This is a genomic window from Pseudomonas sp. NFIX49, from assembly GCF_900115915.1.
Lineage (GTDB): Bacteria > Pseudomonadota > Gammaproteobacteria > Pseudomonadales > Pseudomonadaceae > Aquipseudomonas > Aquipseudomonas pharyngis.
The window spans coordinates 787347-808280 of record NZ_FOYE01000002.1; the positions used below are offsets into that span (position 1 = coordinate 787347).

The 20934-nt window shown below is 56.9% G+C and carries 8 protein-coding genes and 2 pseudogenes; 7 read left to right on the forward strand and 3 right to left on the reverse strand.

From position 1 onward, the window contains the following. Positions 1–172 precede the first annotated feature (172 nt). The 7 genes and pseudogenes from BMZ46_RS29770 to BMZ46_RS08105 form a co-directional block, all read left to right on the forward strand. A pseudogene (locus BMZ46_RS29770) lies at positions 173–1186 on the forward strand (methyl-accepting chemotaxis protein); the annotation flags it as partial. 309 nt (positions 1187–1495) lie between these two features. After that, positions 1496–2092: pseudogene (locus BMZ46_RS29775) on the forward strand (methyl-accepting chemotaxis protein); the annotation flags it as partial. A gap of 226 nt (positions 2093–2318) precedes the next feature. Beyond that, positions 2319–5639: a Tc toxin subunit A gene (locus BMZ46_RS08085; protein WP_074691964.1), complete on the forward strand. Its 3321-nt coding sequence runs from the start codon at positions 2319–2321 to the stop codon at positions 5637–5639. Positions 5640–5662: 23 nt separating this feature from the next. Beyond that, a complete protein-coding gene (locus tag BMZ46_RS08090) occupies positions 5663–9511 on the forward strand; it encodes a Tc toxin subunit A-related protein (protein WP_074691967.1) in 3849 nt (1282 codons plus the stop codon). Then, positions 9508–14037 carry a SpvB/TcaC N-terminal domain-containing protein gene (locus tag BMZ46_RS08095; protein WP_074691970.1) on the forward strand — a complete coding sequence of 1510 codons (4530 nt, stop codon included), beginning with the start codon at positions 9508–9510 and terminating at the stop codon, positions 14035–14037. Before BMZ46_RS08090 ends, BMZ46_RS08095 begins: the two co-directional genes overlap by 4 nt. Continuing rightward, positions 14034–16856 carry an RHS repeat domain-containing protein gene (locus BMZ46_RS08100; RefSeq protein WP_074691972.1) on the forward strand — a complete coding sequence of 941 codons (2823 nt, stop codon included), beginning with the start codon at positions 14034–14036 and terminating at the stop codon, positions 16854–16856. Before BMZ46_RS08095 ends, BMZ46_RS08100 begins: the two co-directional genes overlap by 4 nt. Before the next feature lie 237 nt (positions 16857–17093). Further along, positions 17094–18122: an AraC family transcriptional regulator GliR gene (locus BMZ46_RS08105; RefSeq protein ID WP_074691975.1), complete on the forward strand. Its 1029-nt coding sequence runs from the start codon at positions 17094–17096 to the stop codon at positions 18120–18122. Here the strand turns inward: BMZ46_RS08105 and BMZ46_RS08110 are convergent. The 3 genes from BMZ46_RS08110 to BMZ46_RS08120 form a co-directional block, all read right to left on the reverse strand. Next, positions 18119–18487, reverse strand: coding sequence for a glyoxalase superfamily protein (locus BMZ46_RS08110; RefSeq protein ID WP_039769049.1), 369 nt, complete (start codon positions 18485–18487; stop codon positions 18119–18121). The two genes, BMZ46_RS08105 and BMZ46_RS08110, sit on opposite strands and share 4 nt — an antisense overlap. Before the next feature lie 117 nt (positions 18488–18604). Continuing rightward, the gene (locus BMZ46_RS08115) at positions 18605–20062 is read right to left on the reverse strand and encodes an N-acyl-D-amino-acid deacylase family protein (RefSeq protein WP_074691978.1); all 1458 of its coding nucleotides are present in this window, start codon (positions 20060–20062) and stop codon (positions 18605–18607) included. Position 20063: 1 nt separating this feature from the next. Then, on the reverse strand, positions 20064–20924 hold the full coding sequence (locus tag BMZ46_RS08120) for a MurR/RpiR family transcriptional regulator (RefSeq protein WP_039769047.1): 861 nt from the start codon (positions 20922–20924) through the stop codon (positions 20064–20066). Positions 20925–20934 lie beyond the last annotated feature (10 nt).

Consider the following 20934-nt stretch of genomic DNA (forward strand, 5'->3'; position numbering starts at 1 on the left):
TGTGAAAAAAGTCTTGTGAGTGCCTGTTACAAATTCCGTAGGACAAAATCCTTTCAGCTCTCGGATTTGCGGCCGATACAGTCCTGCTTACACCCTTGCTGGCGCAAAAAAACAACAATCTTCCAGCCTGACCGACGATCAAGACGCACAACGTTTTTCTGGAGGATTTTTGATGAATAGCTGGTTCGGCAACATCAGCGTGAACCTGAAACTGGGCCTCGGATTCGGCCTCGTCCTGGCCCTGACCTGCATCCTGGCGCTCACTGGCTGGACCAGCCTGGGCGGCCTGATTGACCGCAGCAACTGGATGAGCGACATCACCCAGCTCAACGCTGGCCTGACCAAACTGCGCGTGGTGCGCCTGCAATACATGCTGACCAACGGCGATGAAACCGCCGCGCAGAACGTGCAGACCACCCTCGACGGTTTTGCCGCCCAACAGCAGAAGCTGATCAGCAGCTTCAAGAGCCCGGAAAACGTCAAGCTGCTCAAGGAGCAGGCGGCGACCATCGCCGAGTACCAGACTTCGCTGAACAAGATGCGTAATGCCTATCGCACTGGCAACACCGCGCGCGACTCGATGGCCACCAGTGCCGCGACGGCCTACGGCCTGATCGAAGCGCTGAGCAACCGCGTCCAGCAAATGCCGTTGAGCGATGAGCGTTTCGAGCAGTTCCAGGCTGTCACCGCCGCCAAGGAAGCGTTCATCCTGGCGCGCTACGAAGTGCGTGGCTACACCGCCACCGCCAACGCCGAAACCGAGCAGAAAGCCGTCGGCCAACTGGACGTGGCCATCGCCAGCCTCAAGCCACTGAACATGCATTTCGCCAGCACCCAACAGGACGCCCTGCGTCAGCTGGAAACCGCATTGACCAACTACCGCAGCGCCTTGCAGGCCTTCAAGAACGCCAACACCGATGCGGTGCAGGCGCGCAAGGAAATGACCGATCAGGGCAACCTGATCGTATCGCTGAGCGAGCAGCTGTATCAGATCCAGCTCGATCGCCGTGACGCGGAAAGCGCCCAGGCCCGCACACTGCAACTGATCAGCACCCTGCTGGCGTTGCTGGTCGGCATCATCGCTGCCTTCATCATCACCCGTCAGATCACCCGTCCGCTGCAGGAAACCATGGCCGTGGTCGACCGCATCGCCAGCGGCGACCTGAGCCAGAACGTGATCGTCACCCGCCGCGACGAACTCGGCGTGCTGCAACAAGGCATCGCGCGCATGGGCGTGACACTGCGCGACCTGATCAGCGGCATCCGCGACGGCGTGACCCAGATCGCCAGCGCCGCCGAAGAACTGTCGGCCGTGACCGAACAGACCAGCGCCGGCGTGAACAGCCAGAAGGTCGAGACCGATCAGGTCGCCACCGCCATGCACGAGATGACTGCCACCGTGCAGGAAGTCGCGCGCAATGCCGAAGAAGCCTCGCAAGCCGCAGCCGCCGCTGACGGCGAAGCCCGTGAAGGCGACAAGGTAGTGAACGAAGCCATCGCCCAGATCGAGCGTCTGGCCAGCGAAGTGGTGCGCTCCACCGAAGCCATGAGCGTGCTGCAACAGGAAAGCGACAAGATCGGCAGCGTCATGGACGTGATCAAGGCTGTGGCCGAACAGACCAACCTGCTGGCCCTCAACGCTGCCATCGAAGCGGCCCGTGCCGGTGAGGCCGGTCGCGGTTTTGCCGTGGTCGCCGATGAAGTCCGTGGCCTGGCCCAGCGCACTCAGAAATCCACCGAGGAAATCGAAGGCCTGGTGGCCGGTCTGCAGAACGGCACGCAGCAAGTGGCCGCCGTGATGAACAACAGCCGCGCCCTGACCGACAGCAGCGTGGCCCTGACCCGCAAGGCTGGCGACTCGCTGGAAAACATCACCCGCACGGTGTCGAACATCCAGTCGATGAACCAGCAGATCGCCGCAGCCGCCGAACAGCAGAGCGCCGTGGCCGAGGAAATCAGCCGCAGCATCATCAACGTCCGCGACGTGTCGGAACAGACCGCGGCGGCGAGTGATGAGACCGCCAAATCCAGCGTTGAACTGGCGCGGTTGGGTGGGCAGTTGCAGCAGATGGTGAGTCATTTCCGCGTCTGATCACCCCTTTTACCCCGCTGGCAACGGCGGGGTTTCGGGTATCAAATGGCAAAGCCCAAGCCGCAAAGTCGCACTCAGCCACGGGGCGATCGGAATCCTACAGGTCTGCGGACTCTTTCACCTTTCCGAGAGCGACGCATCCATCTCCATGTGGCGGTCTGGCTGACAGCTTTCCACTTCGGGCACGCAGTAACGTCGATAGCTCCAACTCAAGGAGCTCCTCGGCATGAACGACAATTCGTTACTCAAGACTCTGATCAAAGAATACAGTCTCAACAACACGGTTGAGTCCCTAGCGCTGTTTAAAAAACTGGGGATCACCTCGGTATTTGATATCAGCGGATTGACCGAAGCCGACTTCAAGGATCGCGTAAGTAATGCGATCAAAAAACCCGACGATGCGCCAGAGGATGCGCTAAAGGAGGATTTTTCCAAAGTCCGACTCGGGCAGCTCTACGACAATGCCAAATGCCTGGCCGCCCAGATCAGCCAACTCTATCGGGAGAAACAGAGTTCAGGCGGCACGATTCAGGATCATTGGCATCTCCATGGCATTCGGGGTTTGAAGGGACATGGCCCGACCTACACCAATCTGTTCAAAGAAAACTGGAATGACGCCTGCAAAGTCGATTCGATCTCCGCCATCGACTCACCAGTAGCCTACCTCAGAGCGTTGTACCGATATGCCCATCAATTGGAGTCCTCTATCTCCACTGACGTCGGGGACAAAGCCAGCCGGATCCTGTTGAAAGATCGCCGGCCAGACCTGGCAATGCTGTCGATCGATCAGCAAAGTACCTTCACTGCTCAACCCATGCTCAAAATTGTCAATGACATCCTGGACACGAATATTCAGGAAGCGTTGAAAACCACCTCCGACAAACGCAAGACGACGTATGAGGTACTTGCTCAACATCGTTATCCCCTCACCCTTCCCTATGAGTTTTTCCATCACCAATGCATGTTGGGCCTGGCAGGGAAAAAGCCCGCGCTGGGGGAATTGAACTACCTCATCAGCAATGACCTTCCCATTACGGCAAGCGTGAACAGCCCGTATGGCAAGGTACTGGAATCCACCGCTGATGCAGCCCGACTCCTGATGTCCGGAATGGGTCCTAAACAGCAAGAGCTGCTGACAGAAGTGCCGCGGAACGAGGAACAGCCACATTTTCCGCCCGCGCAACATCAACAGGATAATGACTACTGGATAAACAACGTTGGCATTGCGTCATTCCTCGACCTGAAGGACGTGAACACGTTGCTGAAACGCACCGGACTGCACGCAGAACAGCTGGAGGCATTGATCGCTCAAGGGAAATACACACCCCGCCAATCATCACACTACCGGTTACCCAATCCTTTCACTACGCCCTTTGGAGCCCGCTATGTTAACGGCACCGCACCGAATGCCTCGATGAATTTGTCCCGGATCGGGAAAAATCAAAAGATCAACGAAGCAAACGAGTATCGAATCGATCGCCTGCATCGAATGATTCGTTTGCAACGCTGGCTCGGCATCCCCTTCGGCGCATTGGACACATTGATCTGCAGCATTTTTGAATCACAACACCCCCGTAATACTTCGATGCAACCCGACAGACACACCGTGCGATCCCTCGGGGTTTATCGCTATCTGAACCGTCTGTACTCGGTTACGGCTGAAGAGTTTGCAGCGCTGCTGCATCGGGTCTCACCCTCCGCCAACGGTAGCGACACTTCCCAGCTTGATCGGATCTTCAATCAGAGCCGGTTGTTCGAGAAACCGTTGCTGCTTGACGGTCGACAATTTCGGGCCGACCTGTCGGATCCTGAGTCGCACAGCGTACTTCAGCATTTGAGTGCAAATCTTGGCCTGCCTCAGACGGAAGACTCACTCCTGCTTGCCATCAACAACACGCAAAAATACCTAGGCTCACTGAAGTGTGACCTGCCGACCCTGTCTTCGATTTACCGACAGGCACGAATTGCCCGAATGTTCGACATTTCAATCACTGACACCATGACACTGGCCAATTGGCTTGGAGGAGAAAGCGTTCGTCGATGCCTGGTAAAAGGAAAAGATCTGGATACCAGCACCCTGCGCATCAAGGTCTCTCACGGTAAGCAGCACTGTGAACTGGTCGCCATAATCCAGTTACCGGAAGACGCCGATTCGTCAGCGTCTCTTCGACTTCTATCGGGATCAAGCCTGACTAACCATTCAACATGGTTTCCAGAGGGTAAGGCACCTTACGGACTCAAACTTGCCGCTAACGGGGACAACGCCCATCTCTTTATCAGCGGGATCCCGACAATTGCCGAGAGACAAACACACTCTCTGGAGGGACTTGTCATTAATGTAACTGCCCCTTCTCTATACCGCCTGTTACACCGAAAGCAACTTGTTGCTGAAATCACTTCAACCAAATCGAACGGGCTCGACGATGATGACATTCAATTCAATGCAACGCTCACCCATGACGAGCCTTCCATCAACCTGATGGATGTGCTGATGCAGATGGACTGGATGACTCGCTGGCTCAATGAATCTGCCTTGGACATCCCCATGCTGCGCCGTTTCCTCGTACCCACGAACAGCGATGATCATTCGTATCAGGACTTGCTGCCGCATCTGGACAAGCTGCACGAGGATACAAAGCGATGCGCAGTCACTCCCCAGGAGCTGGCAAAGTTGTATCTGCCGGAAAACATTGACTGGCGCGCAAAGCTTTCCGAGACATTGCTTGATGACAAAGGCCTGGTAAAGGATTTCGCCCCGTCACCCGACGACGATATACCTGGCAAGTTCGACGCGGCGCTGGCCATCGTCGTAGATGCGCTGACTCTGGATACAAATCCCGACAAAGACCTGAAGCTCAAGGTGGACTGCAAAAAGAAACTCAAGGCGCTGCTGCTATCGGCCCATGACCGACAGCTGCACCTGATGGAAAAATTCCTGCAAGAAACGTCTTCACTGCCCATGAATCGTGGCAAAGGTGTCGTGATCTGGAGTGGATCGTCGGTTTACCGGATTCTGAGCGCGGCCATACAGGATCAATACTCCCTCTCTCTTCCCCAGGTTATGCATCCGATTCTGCGCCATGCCGAAGCAAGCGTTCAATTGCGCCTGAGTAACAAGACCCTGTGCTTGTTCCTGAAGCACCCCGAGTGGCTGAGAAAGACAACCTCGCCCTTGAGGATGACGATTGACAGCCTGTACTTTCTGGATCGTTTCAATCATTGCATCGACACAAATTACGTCTCTGAAGAAAGCGTACTGAGCTATCTGGAACTCGCCAACGACTCTGCTAGCGCAACGACACTCAACAGTCTTCTGGCCCGGCTGCTGAACTGGACAACGGCAGAAGTCACCGAGCTGAGTGCAAAGCTGGAATCCGGAAAGGCCCAAACGCTGCAAGCCATTGATTGGATCATGCGCTGCCAGAATACCTGTAAATCCACGGGACTCAGCGCTCAAGCCTTGCTCAAGGCTACGGCCTTGAGTAACGAAAGCCCGGAAAACGCCTGGAAAACTGTCGGAGAAGCCGTGATGGCTGCCAGTCTCTGATCCCACATGCTCAAGGAATGAACATGTCTACTGCGATTGAAAAACAACTTAACGAAAGCTTGCGTGACGCGCAGCTCGGGTTCTACCTGTCGGCAATTGCCCCGAAAGACAAAACACTGGTGCGCCTCGGTATCGACAAGAATATCCAGACTGCCAATGACCTTTATCACTACTGGCTGCTGGATGTGCTGGTCAGCCAGGATGTACCGACCACTCCGGTGGCCTGTGCCATTGCCAGCCTTCAGCAATACATCAGCAGTATCCTGGCCGACATGGAGCCCGGGTACCACACCGCGCATTTTCCGGCGGACCACATCGAAATCTGGCACACCGTGATGCATCACTATCCTGCCTGGGCAACGCATCAGCGTTTGCACTACTTCCCCGCACTCTATCTTGATCCGACACTGCGCAAGACCAGGACCGCAAACTTTGAGCAACTGGAAAACGACCTCAACCAGAACCAGCTCACGGCCGAGTCCGTTGATACGGCAGTGCTGGCCTACCTGAGCAGGCTTGAAGAGGTGGCCAACCTGCAAATGATCAACGGTTATATCGACGGAGTCGATTTAGCCCACAGTACCTATTACTTCATTGCCAGGTCCCGGACTGCCAACACGTGGTACTGGCGTTCTCTGGACATGAAATGCCGCCCCTCACTATCTGGCCCACTGGCACAAAAATACGATGCACCGGAGCCGCAAGCGTGGTCCGATTGGAAACGCGTCGACCTGCCGGTTTCCGAAAGCACTATCGAACGTACCATTCGCCCGGTTGTGTTCAACAATCGTTTGTTTGTGATCTGGGCTGAGTGCATCCAGCAAGACGAGGCGGCTAAAAAAGATCAATCGAAGAAAGCAGCCGCCAATCCCCTGTTCCGTTTAAACATGTGCCACAAAAAATACGACGGCAACTGGAGCACGCCACGTACCTGCCTGCAAAGCTACTTTCCCCACGACGTCACCTCGCTGAAAGACAGAACGCATACCGTTGCAATGGTTGATAAATCGGGGCCTACAGAACGACTGTTGATTGGCCTGTATGTTGAAAAGCCAACTGGCGAGCCAACATCGGTTATCACTTTCGTTTTCGGGATGTCGGTTCACATAGACAAGGACTCTGTAAGCACGTCATCGGTCCTACTCGAGGAACTTAAAGTCAGTGAAGATAGTTATACACATCTGCAGCAGCTGGATGTTCGATCGCAGCCTCTCAAACGAAAACTCCTGTTCCCTTTATTGGCGCCTCACGCCACAGAAAGCAAGCAGACGCCACCCTGCCTTACCTCCCGTCAGGACACTGCACTGGGTACGATAGAACTCATCGACTTCTCAGGCTCATCAATCAAACAGAGCGACAGTTCACCAGAACAGCTTCGCAGCGACATCCGACTGAACATCACCTTCGCCAGACACCTGATCGAACGCGCAGAAAACGGTATGGACACACTGCTCGCCTGGAGCACCCAGTGTCTTGAAGAACCTGGCTTGAAGACCGGGGAGCAGGGGGAGAAGCTGGATTTCTATGGTGCCTACGGGCGCTACTTTGTCGAGCTGTTCCTGTACCTTCCCTGGCTGGTGGCCCACCGTTATAACCAAGAGGGTCAATACGGGAACGCCAAATCCTGGTTGCACTACCTGTTCAATCCCGGTCGGAAAAAGGTCGAAGGCGCCAACCCCGATTACTGGAACGCGGTGCCATTGATCACCGCCACCCCCACCCCGAGCCAGCCCAGCTTTGCCATTCAGAATCCACTGGATCCGCATCAGATTGCCATGAGCCATCCCGTGCACTTTCGCAAAGCCTTGTACATGCTCTATATCGATATTCTGTTCAACTGCGGCGACACGGCCTACCGCCAGTTAACGCCCGAGAGCCTGACGGATGCCAAGTTCTGGTACATACGCGCACTGGATTTACTGGGTCCACGGCTGGATATCAGGCAAACCGATTTGTGGGAGACGGTCTCATTGAAGGAGCTCAGTGAGAACAAGAATCAAGAGTTGCGTGATTTTGAGCAAAGTCTGATCGATGAGAGCAAACACATACCCAGTGACGCCAACCCCAGACAGCCCCCCCAAGTCTGCATACGCCCCTATGCTCCCCCACTCTCTGTACATACGATCGACACACCGCATTTGCGATTGCCCTTTAACCCCGTATTGATTTCACGGTGGGAGAAACTCGAAAGCCGTCTACACAACCTGAGACACAATCTCGATATCGTCGGCCGCCCGTTGAGGCTCCCGCTCTTTGCGCCCTCATCATTCTCTTCCGATATTCTTGCTTCCAGTTCCCCGCGTGCAGCGGAACCCGAAATGGCCCAATACCTGGGTTCAGAGATACCGCCTTACCGTTTCACTATCTGGCATGCCCATGCCATGGGCGCGGTAGACACGGTCATTCAACTCGGCAATTCCCTGATGTCGTTCATCGAACGCAGCGAGCAGTCCAGCTATCAGGAACTGCAACAGCACCACGTCTGGGATATTGCCAATATGGCAGTCGACCTTCAGACCCAGGCGCTGCAAGTCGACCAGAAAACCAGACAAGCGCTGCTCGCCAGTAAAGCCATTGTCGAGAACCGGCTGGACTACTACAGCCAACTGGTCCATGAAGTCGTCAATACTGACGAGGTGGCGGCCAGCGCGTCACACTTGAAGGGACGTATCGCTGAAAAAGTCGTCTATGCGGCACAGGCCGTTGGCGAGGGCCTGAAAGTCATGCCAAATATTTTTGGTCTGGCAGATGGCGGTTTTCGCCTTGAAGGCGTGCCCATGTCCATGGCAACGACCGCTCAAGGGGTGGCAGTCGCCGCCCATGGCATTGGCGACGCCCTCGATCGTGTCGCGCAGTATCGCCGCCGCCATCAGGACTGGAAGCTCGCCCGTGACCAGGCACGGCTCGAAATCGCGCAGATCGAGGCACAGCTGGAGCAGGAAACTGAAAAGGAAACCGCCTCGCGCCTGCTGTTGCAACAGACCCAGACCTCCCTGGCACATGCCCGTAGCTCCTACGAATTTCTCAGCAAACGCTTTACCAATTCGCAGCTTTACCAATGGTTCACCAATCAAATGGCCAGTTTCTACAGCCAGGTGTATGACTCGGCCCTTTCCATGTGCCGGCTCACCGAATTGAGCTGGCGCTACGAAACGATGGTCGACAACTCCACGCAGCCGTTCTTCCAGCATCAGACCTGGAACAGCACCTATCAGGGACTGGGCCCTGGCGAGCGAATGAAGATGAGTTTGCTGAAGATGAAAAACGCCTACCTGCTGGGCAACGAGCGCGAGCTGGAAATCAGTAAAACCGTGTCGTTGCGTCAGCTCAAGGCGAAAGACAACAACAAGAACGACAATAAGATATCGATCAATAAGAACTGGGAGGACTCGCCGCTCCAGGCAGGCGGCACGGAGAAGGTTGACGGGATCAAGTCCGACCTTGTGAAAACCGGCTCGTGCGCGTTCGAACTGACCCAGTCCCTTTTTGAAAATGACTACCCGGGGCACTGTCTGCGCCGAATCAAAAGCATCAGTATCTCTCTGCCCGCCATCCTCGGCCCATACGAAGACATCCGCGCCACGCTGACCCAGACCGACAGCGAAGTCGTCATGCCCGGTGATGGCAAGAGCGTCATGAAAAGTCTGCGCAGCAATCAGCAAATAGCCCTCTCCACCGGCGTCAACGATCACGGTCTGTTCACGCTGAACTTCCAGGACGAGCGCTACCTGCCGTTTGAATACACCGGCGCAGTATCAAAGTGGATACTGTCGTTTCCCAATCATGACGCGCAGAAGGCAATGCTCGAATCGCTCACCGATATCATCGTTCATGTACGGTACACCGCCAGGGTAAATGGAGGTGTGCAATGAGTGAACAATCCCTGGCGACCTACCTTCCAGCTCTGCCCAAGGGCGGTGGTGCGATCAAAAGTATCGGAAACGCAATAGGCTCTGTCGGAGTCACCGGTTCGGCCTCCTGCGAAATTCCACTCCCCGTGTCACCCGGGCGCGGGTATGCCCCGCCCCTTGCACTGCAATACAGCAGTGATCAAGGCAACGGGATTTTCGGTCTCGGCTGGAGGTTGTCCCTGCCCGCCGTTGCAAGACGAACCAGACTTGGTGTCCCAAAGTACGCCGACGATGATTTGTACATTGGCCCCGATGGAGAGGTCTGGATGCCTGAGCGCAATAGAACGACGGGGACCATCCAATCCAGCCAAAAGATGTGCAGCGACGGTAAACAGCAACTGAAGCATACTGTCGTGCGTTACCGACCTCGGGTCGAAACCCGCTTCGATCTGCTCGAACACTGGTCCAGCACAACGGACAAAGCCGGCTTCTGGCTGATGCATAGCGCCGATGGCAGCAAGCATCTTTTCGGAAAAACCCTCTCGGCACGTCGCGCAGACCCCGACACGCCGTTACGCGTCGGAGAGTGGTTGCTCGAAGAAAGCATGAACGCTCACGGGGAACATATTCTCTACGAGTACAAATCCGACACGTCCCCACCCGCGAGGGCTTCTGCCGACTATCGTGCCCAGCGCTACCTGAGCCACGTGCGCTATGGCAACTTCAACGCCGATTCACAGTTGTACCACTGCAGGACTGATGGACTCACGGCTGTGAAATGGCATTTCGAAATGGTCTTCGACTACGGCGAACGAGAGGTATCGCTCAGGGTTCAACCAGCCTATCGGGCGGAGCACCCGTGGCCGATACGCAGCGATCCATTCTCCGACTTCGCCTACGGCTTTGAATTGGGCACTCAGCATTTGTGCCGACAGGTTCTGATGTTTCATTACTTCCCCGAAGAACCATCGATGGGGAGTAAACAGGTACTGGTTCAGCGTCTCTTGCTCCAGTATCAGACCACCTCTTTGACCTACAACCTGCTGACCGCAGCATTGACCCAGGGCTTCGGCGAAAGTACCAGCCAATACCATCCACCCATTGAACTCACCTATACCGACTTTACCCTGGAGCCCGACCCTCGGCGTTACAAACCGTTCGAGGCCCTTTCCCGGCTCAACCACCAACAGCAATTTCAGTTTGTCGATCTGTTCGGAGAGGGACTGCCAGGCATCCTGAACCGAACAGACAAGAACTGGCGCTATAGCCAGCCCCTGCGGGATGAAAAGGGAGGGGACAGGGTCACGTACTCGCAATGGCGCGAGCTTCCACTTATTCCTTTGGCGGACAGCCGCGCACCCACTCGCCAGTTTCTCCACGGTATCGACGACAGCGGGCTCCCCGCCTGGCTGGTCGCGCAAGCTGGACTGAACGGTTTTTTCACCCTGGACCCAAAAGGCGAATGGTCGAATTTCACCCCTCTTGGCGCGGTGCCGACAGAGTTCTTTCACCCTCAAGGGCGACTGGCCAACCTGGCGGGCTCCGGGCTTCCAGACCTGGCCATGATTGGACCGCGCAGTGTGCGCCTCTATGCCAGACAACCTAACGGAGACTTCGCCCCCGCAACCGAGGTACCTCGGCCGATCGATGAAGACGATTTCCCTAAGCCTGGAAACTCGCCCGGCGAATTGGTGGCTTTCAGTGATGTACTGGGAAGTGGTCAACAACACTTGATCCGTATCCGCCACAATGAAGTGAAGTGCTGGCCCAACCTCGGCCATGGACACTTCGGCAAAGGCCGGGTGATCGCAACGCTGGATTTCTCCCATGAGACATTCGATGCCTCAAACATCTTGCTGGCCGATCTGGACGGATCGGGGGCTGTCGATCTTGTTTATCTGCAATCCACCTGCGCGCGTATTTTCATGAACCGGTGCGGGAATGGACTGAGTGATGCAATCGATTTGCCATGGCCCGACGGCCTGCACTATGACCGTTTCTGCCAGGTCAGTGCTTCGGATCTGCAAGGGACCGGCTGCTCCAGCCTGGTTTTCTGCCAGCCCGGTGAATTACGTCGCTATTGGCGCTACGACTTCGTTGACATCAAGCCGTACCTGCTCACGGCGACCAACAACAATATGGGAGCGAGCGGCAGTATCCACTACCGTAGTTCTGCGCAAGAGTGGCTGGACGAAAAGAGACAGTTGCTCAAAAACCAAAAAGACCCTGTTTCACGTTTGCCATTTCCAGTGTTTCTGGTCAAGAAACAGGTCCAGTGCGATGAAATCACCGGCAACAAGCTGACTCAGAGTTTCAAGTATCGACGCGGTTTCTACGATAGCGCCGAACGAAAGTTCCGTGGGTTCGGCCTTTTACTGACAACCGATAGCCCCAGCAACCGGAACAGCATCCGAACGGGTCCCGAAAGCTCTCCAACGTTGACCAAAAGCTGGTTCCATACCGGAAATACGATAGACCCGGTCAACGTCGATTACGACCGCAGCGATACGGCAGCCATCGCCCTCGGAACGACAATTCAGAACTACGGTGAGAGCTGGAGCCCACGCACACCCATTCATGCCCCGCACAGGACTTTTGTCGAAGCTCGCCGGCGCGAGCTTGCTCGGGCACTCAGTGGTCACATCTTGCGGGTGGAAACATTTGGCCTGGACAACGACACGAAAGCAAAACTTCCGTACTCGGTACTACAACATCGATACCTGGTACGTGAACTCAAAGGGATGGGTGAAAACAGCCCTTACTCGATCATGCAGCCCTTGCTCGTGGAGTCCATTCACTATCATTACGAGCGCACTCACGATGACCCTCGCTGCGACCACACAGTCAATCTGCAATGGGACCCATACGGTTATCTCACCCATAGCCTGAAGATCAGTTATGCACGCCGCAAAACAGCCACTGATAAGCCTCCGTTCACGGACACCTGGCAAGCCAAGTGGTGGAAAGATGCCCATGATGAGGATCAGCAGTATTACTACGTGAACGAAACACGATCTGAATTCATCCATGTACGCACGCAACAAGCCAGACACCTGGGCCTGCGTTACCTGCAACGCAGCAATGCTCTGAAGTTGCCGAAAGCTCCGTTGGACGCCGGCCTGGAGCTGCGCTCCATCAGCTATGAAAATCTGCTCAAACTTTGCGATTCAGCAGCCTGGAAGGCCAGGCGGGCCATGACAGGCCTGTCTTTACAGCGTTACCGCAAACCGGATGCAAGTGGCACCTTTAAAGATGGCCAGGCCAGCAACGAAGCCCTGGCTGATCATCTGGAAACTGCCGAACTCAATGATCTGGCACTCAGTGCCTACAACAAACTCAACCATCAGCCGGGCAATACGCCCATTGAAATGACAACGAAGCTGCAGAACGGCGGTTACCGGAAAATGCCCCTCGCATTACCCCCCGACAGCGAGGGGGACAAGCAAGGCAGACTTTGGTCGGTCAGGCGCAACTTCACCACTTACGCAAAACCGGATGGCTTTTTCAGGATTCAGAGTTTCCGTGAAAGCCAGCAGCACGATCCGACCACAATCACCCACGACTCTTATTGCTGCCTGATCAGCGCCGTCAAGCTGCCGGACAACTGCACCACCACGGTCTCTGGTATTGACTACCGGACACTCCAGCCCAAACAGATCACCGACCCCAACGGCAATGTCCAGGAAGCACTGTACGATGCCTTCGGACAAGTGCAGGCCACCACTTATCATAAAAGCAATGCTGACGGGGTAACCGGCTTCAAACCGATTGCCAGCTATATCCGGCGTTACGATGGTCGACCCGACATTGCCATCGAGCAACCGGCAAGAGGAATACAGGATGTCGCCAGCGCCTGCTTCTACGATACGCTCAGCTGGATGGGTCGTATTGCAGCCACGACCCCGGCCGAAATGGAATGGCGCAACCAGGCCGTCGAGCTTGGCGATCTGTTGCCTGGCGGCCATGTCCGCGCCAGTGCCCGGATTCGTCTGAGCAGCCTCGGTACCAAGACATCCTACGAGCAAGAACTCCAGAAGCGGATTGAAAACACTCAACGCGAGCCGGTTCACTGCGCGACGATCCAAGCGGACCGGTATTCCACCGACGTCGATAGTCAGTTCCGAATCACGATCGCTTGCTGGGACGGTTTCGGTCGACCATTGCAACGAAAACAGAAGGTCGACCCGGGGACAGCGTGGGTCGTCGACACGGATGGCGCGTTAAGGCAAGTCGGGAACAAACCGCAATCGCACGAAACCAGCCATCGCTGGCGCGTCAGCGAAAGGACTGAATACGACAGCAAAGGCTTGGTGATTCGCGCCTACCGCCCCTACTTCAGTGATCGTCATCGGTACATCAACGATGAGTCCCTGCGTCAATCAGGACTGTGCGATCAGCATTTCCACGACCCGCTGGGCCGCTCTGTCCGCGTCATCAATGCCAAAGGTGACGAGCGTCGGTACACCTATCACCCCTGGTACTCCATCACAGAAGACGAAAATGACACCCAGCCTGAGCAAGCCTCTCAGACAGGAGTCAAGCAATGAGCGCGAACACTCACCGCAACACTCCGACCCTGAGCGTCATCGACGGCCGTGGCCTGCAGGTCCGTGAGGTCACGTACCTGCTCAATGACTCCCTCAAAGAACCACAACCCCGTATCACTCGCTCCCGACATGACATCCAGGGTCAGGACATTGCGCACTATTCGCACCAGATGGAAACAGCTGACCTGCGGCAAGTCTGCAGCCTGTCGGGTGTGGCGTTACTGACCGAAAGCAATGATGCCGGCTGGCGCCTGGAATTCTTCGCCGGGGCGGGAAAAGCACTGGAGAAATGGGACTCTCGCGGTACTCACTGGCAGACCCGTTATGACAGTCAGTTACGCCCAGTGGCGGTTTACGAAAAGCCCAAGAATGAACCGCGCAGGGCAATCGAGCGTTTTACTTATGCAGACAGCTCGGACGGCTACGCCAACACGAATCGGTGCGGTCAATTGATTCGCCATGACGATCCAGCGGGAAAACGCCTTTTTTCCGGGTACGACCTGAAGGGAAAGTTGCTCAGCGAAACCCGACATTTGTTGAAAAACCAACAAACGCCTGACTGGCCGGAGGATCTCGACGAGCGCGACAAACAACTCGAAACAGGTGCCGGCTACACCACCACCTGGTGGTACGCGCCAACCGGAGAAACCCTCAGACAGAAAGATGCCAGAGGGAATACGCAACACTTCTGGTTCGATGTAGCCGGGCAGCTCAAGAAAGTTGCTTTGCAGCTCCATGGCAGAACCGAACAGCGGCTGATTCTCGACCGGACCCGATACAACGCTCAGGGTCAGATCGAGTCGCAGGTCCTGGGTGAAAAGATCAACCACACTGCCGAATACGCCTCTGAAAACGGGCGAATGAAAAAAATGAAAATTTCGCTCACAGACGGAGGTGTACTTCAGGAAATGCATTATGCCTATGACGCCGTCGGCAACGTCTTGAACGTCGAGGACCATTCAAAGCCTGTGCAGCACAACAACAATCAACAGATCAGACCGATCAATACCTATGTCTACGACAGCCTTTATCAGTTGGTTCAGGCTTCTGGTCGTGAGGAACAGGGATCCTGCATTCAAAGATCGCTGCCAGAGTGGTCCTCGCGCTCCGGTGATAGGAGCAGGTTGCTCAACTTCGTTCAGAAATATACCTATGATGCACGCGGAAATCTGATTCGATTGCAACACCAACGGGAGGGAAACAACTACACCCGTGAAATGCGCACCGCCCTTGCAAGCAATCGCGCGCTGGCCTGGAAGACCGGCGATCCCTCACCCGACTTTGCAGAGGGTTTCGACGCCAACGGCAATCTGCAGTTGCTGCAAGCCGGGATTCCCCTGGAGTGGGATGCACGTAACCAGCTACAACGCGTGACTCTGGTCGAACGCGCACAGCAAGAGGGGGATACGGAAAGTTACGTCTACGATGGCAATGGTCAACGTATACGCAAGCAACGCGCCACCCAGTCTCGTGCACTCACCCACATCGACGCCGTCATCTATCTACCAGGCCTGGAAATCCGTGAGAAAAACGGTAAACGACTGGACGTCATCACCGTGCAGGCAGGAGGTTGCAACGTGCGTTGCCTGCACTGGCGCGATGAAACCACGCCCGCAAAGATCACGAATGACGCCTTGCGCTACACCTTCAATGATCACCTGGGCGCCAACACGATCGAATTGAACGCTGAGGGGAATCTGCTCAGCGAAGAAGGCTATTACCCCTTTGGTGGCACAGCGTGGAGAGCGGCCCCTAACCACGTGGAAGCAAATTACAGAACCATCCGCTACTCGGGCAAAGAGTGCGATGCCAGTGGGCTGTACTATTACGGATCGAGGTATTACGCGCCCTGGCTGCAACGCTGGATCAGTGCGGATCCGGCGGGATTTGTCGACGGGTTGAATCTGTACCGCTTCGTTTCCAACAACCCTCAAAGATACAAGGATCATGCGGGACTCACAAAGTATGAGATCGGCGCCTACAGCTCCCATCCCGGCGTCCCGGCCCCGGCGTCGACTCGTGCGGCCGTACAGCATGACTCTTCCAGCGCTTTTCTGGACGCAAACGATCTGGAGCACTACAGGCTGGCTTATGACACGATCTGGACCACTCGCTCACTGCTTCACACAGGCGCCGGCAACCAGATCGGCAGCATTGTAAACAGCACTGGCTGGGCACCGGCACTTGTCGGTCGTCTTCGCTTCAATATCGGATCGCCCGCAACCACACCATCCCGGGCACAACACGCTGTTGCTGCAGGCACTGGCTACTGCGACGAATACGCGGCCGTCAGTTCAAGCCTGCTTTCATCGTCCGCCCGCAATTCTGCAATACACCCTGTAAACATCGCCGTGATCCCCGGTCATACATTCACGGTGCTGGGCGATCCGAATCAGGATCCACTGGTCATAGATCCATGGGTGACTTATCCATTGCCACATCTGCTCTCGGAAAGCCGATACCCCGCAACGCCCTTCTACTACAACGTAACCCCGCGCATGCCTCAGGATCCCACTTATGAAATCCGCACAGCCGATGTCAATGCGCTTTTACCTGTGTATATGCAAACGGTACTACCGAATACACCATTGATTATCGACATGCTGAATGATGCCCTTACGACTGGCGCCCCAAGCACGTGGGTGTGGAGTCAAATGACGTCCAGCCAACAGTCTGCCGATGTCAACTTCGTGGAAAATGGGCAGTTCTTCAACTTCGCCCATGTCCCACAAGGTCACTATCTTCAGATTGCCAATGAAACCCAATTTACCGAGGATTTCAGAAATCTGTTCCCGACTGGCTATTTCAGGCGGTTCTGAAAGAAGGGCAGCTTTTTGGCTGCCCTTCTTTTTGGCTGGGTGTCCCGTCCTGAATAAGGTTTACACCTATTTCAGGACTAGACAGACTTAAGGCTTGTCTCGCTCAAATTCTCCAAGGGCTGATCACCTCACCCCCCAACGTCGCGCAAGCGTCAGCCATTTACTTTATTCGCGGATTCAAATTACCTTTCAGAGCGCTCATCCGCCCACGGCGGCCTCGATCAAGAGGATTCGGTCATGCAATCGCTCGGCTTCACCTCCGTCCCACCACTGCTCAAGTACCTGCGCCATGCCGAACATCTGGGCATGGCCATCGAGCCTGCATTGGCGGCGGCGGGGTTGCAGGCGCAGCAGTTGAGCGACAACAGCCTGCGCCTGCCGGGTGAAACCCATGAGCGGTTGCTCGATTACTTTTGCGAACACTCGGGCGATCCGCTGTTCGGCCTCAACGCGGCGAATTTCGTCCTGCCCAACTCGTGGAGCGTGCTGGGTTACATCACCATGAATTGCGCGACATTGGGCGATGCCATGAGCCGCATCATGCCGTTCGAAAAACTGGTGGGCGACATGGGTGTCAGCCGCGCCGAGGTACACGACAGCCACGTACACCTGATCTGGAGCTGTCGCTTTGAGCGCCCGCGGATTCGCCGGCATCTGGTGGAAAACGTGCTTGGCTCCTGGCTGCAATACGCACGCTGGATCGCCGATACCCGACTGTCGCCCGCCGCAGTGTGGCTGGAACACTCACTCCCGGCGGGCACGACGCTGGCGCAGTACGAACAGTTTTTTGAATGCCCGGTACTGTTCGATCAGGCGTATTCAGCGCTGATCGTGCCGTTGCCGTATTTGCAGTTGCCGTTGCGCCAGGCCGATGCACATTTGCTGCGCACCCTGGAAGAGCACGCGCAGAGTTTGATGGCGACCCTGGAGGATGCGTCGCTGGAGCAGCGGGTCAAAAGCATCCTGCGCCAGTTGCTCAAGGAAGGCCTGCCGCGCAAGGAACAAGTGGCCGAACATCTCACCGTGTCGGTACGCACGCTGCAACGTCAGTTGCATCAGGCCGGCACCTCGTATCAGCAGATTCTCGATGAACTGCGCCAGGAACTGGCCGAGCATTACCTGCTCAACAGCACCCTGCCGATTCAGGACATCGCCCAGTATCTGGGCTTCAGCGAATCACGCTCCTTTCACCGCGCCTTCAAGAGCCGACGCGGGATGCCGCCCGGTGAGTTTCGGCAGATTCACCGGGTGTCGAACGACGGCTAGATGCTGATCGCGTTGGTGAACACCAGACGATTGCCGAACGGATCGGCGATGGTCATGTCCTGGCTGCCCCAGGGCATGGCCTGAATCTGTGGATGCGAAAACTTGTATTCCTTGGCCAGCAACTGCTGCTGAAACGCCTCCAGCTCATCGGTCTCGATCCGCAGGGCCGAACCCGGTGTTGCATCGCCGTGGTGTTCGGACAAATGCAGCACGCACTCGCCGCGCGAGACTTGCAGGTACAACGGGAAACCGGGTTCGAAACGGTGCTGCCAGTCGATCTTGAAGCCGAGGAAGTCGACGTAGAACTCCACGGCTTTGGCTTCATCGAAAATCCGCAGGATCGGGGTGGTTTTGCCGAAGCTCATGGGTTGCTCCCTGACTGATTGGCCCCAGAGTGTAGCCGGGGTGGATGTCAGCAATTCGGCTTGGTGATGGCTTTCTTTAATTGCAATGTGCCATCACCGTGACGCAGTCAGCAAAATTCAACGAAAGCCGTCGCGCAGATCGCCCTGGCGCGCCAGGAACCGCCCTGCTGTTTGCCCGTTGGCCCGGCCGTCGCGATAACTCAACACACCATTGATCCACACCCCGTCGATGCCTTGCGCGGCACGTTGCGGGTCGTTGAAGTCCGCCACGTCACGCACGGTCGCCGGGTCGAACAACACCAGATCTGCCCAGTGTCCTTCACGAATCTCGCCCCTTTCCTTCAGGCCGAATCGCGCGGCCGACAGACCGGTCATCTTGTGCACGGCGGTGTGCAGCGGAAACAGGCCGACATCACGACTGAAATGTCCGAGCACCCTTGGGAAAGCACCCCACAAACGCGGGTGCGGGAACGGGTCTTCCGGCAGACCATCGGAGCCGACCATCGACAGCGGATGAGCGAGGATCCGGCGCACGTCGTTCTCGTCCATGCCGTAATACACCGCGCCCGCCGGTTGCAGGCGTTTGGCGGCGTCGAGCAACGACAGGTTCCATTCGGCAGCGATGTCCATCAGGTCGCGACCGCCCATTTCCGGATGCGGCGTCGACCAGGTGATGGTGATGCGGTGGGCGTCGGTGACCTGCTTCAGATCCAGGGTCGAAGAACTCGCCGCATACGGGTAGCAATCGCAGCCGACCGGGTGAGTTTTCGCCGCGGCTTCCAGCGAGGCGAGCAACTGCGGACTGCGGCCCCAGTTACCGGCGCCGGCACATTTGAGGTGGGAAATGATCACCGGCGATCGGGCGTGGCGGCCGATGCGGAAGGCCTCGTCCATCGCCTCCAGCACCGGTTCGAATTCACTGCGCAGGTGGGTGGTGTACACCGCGCCGAACGCATTCAATTCTTCGGTCAATTGCATGACTTCATCGGTGGATGCCGAGAACGCACTCGCATACGCCAGCCCTGTGGATAACCCAAGGGCGCCCGCCTCCAGACTTTCACGCAACTGCTCGCGCATGGCGCTGATTTCATCGTCGGTCGCGGTGCGAAACAGATCATCCAGATGATTGCTGCGCAGCGCCGTATGCCCGACCAGCGCCGCCACGTTCAACGTGGGATTGGCCGCTTCCACCGCTGCGCGGTAGTCGCTGAAACGTGGATAGACGAACGCTGCCGCCGAGCCGAGCAGGTTCATCGGATCCGGCGGATCGCCGCGCAAGCTGACCGGCGCCGCACTGATCCCGCAGTTGCCGACAATCACCGTGGTCACACCCTGGCTGAGCTTGGGCAACATCTGCGGCTGACGGATCACCACGGTATCGTCGTGGGTGTGCACGTCGATGAAACCCGGCGCCAGCACACGGCCAGCGGCGTCGATTTCATCGGTGGCGTTGGCGTCGCGCAAGTCGCCAATGCGCGCGATGCGGCCATCGAGGATCGCCACGTCGGCGGCGTAACCGGGGCTGTTGCTGCCGTCGATGACCAGGGCGTTGCGAATCAGGGTGTCGTACAGCATGTCAGTCTCCCAGCGGCAGGTGATCATCGCCGCCACGGTATTCGTCGAGGGCGAGTTTGATCCGCCGCAGACGTTCTTGATTGTCTTCAGGATTGGCCAGCGCAAGCTCGGTGGCCAGCACGTCGATGGCGAGCAGCATGCCGTAGCGTGCCGCCGTCGGTTTGTAGATGAACGAGGTCTCGGCGCCTTGCAGCGGCAGGACGATGTCGGCCAGTTCCGCCAGCGGCGAGTCGGCGCGGGTGATGGCGAGAATCCGTGCGCCGTAGTTGCGCGCCAGCGCCACGGTCTCCAGCAATTCCGGGGTGATGCCGGTCAGCGAACAGACGATCACCACCTGCTCGGCGCTGAGGCTGGCGGCGGTGACGCGCATCATCACCGCGTCGTGGCACACCGCAATCGGGTAGCCGAGGCGCACCAGTCGCACTTGCAACTCATCGCTGCACAGGGTCGAGCAACCGCCGATGCCGAAGGCGTGGATCATCCGCGCCTGGCCCAGCAGTTTCACCGCATCGGCGAAGCGCGATTCATCGAACGCCGCCAGATGCTGACGCAGGGTGGTTTCGATATCGCCGACGATCTGCCCGTAAAACGCCGACTGCTCGGGCGTGCCCGCCGGGTCGAGGAAACGGCTGCCGACGCCGCTGGCCTGGGCCAGTTGCAGGCGCAGATCGCGCAGGTCGCGGCAACCGACGGTGCGGGCGAAGCGCGACAGCGTGGCGGTGCTGACTTCGGCCCGCTGCGCCAGGTCTTCGAGGCTGGCGGAGGCGGCAAATCCTACGTCGTCGAGCATCAGACGGGCGATGCGTCCTTCACCGGCGCTGAAGGAATCCTGACGGGCGCGGATCTGATAAAGGATGTCCATGGCGGATAAC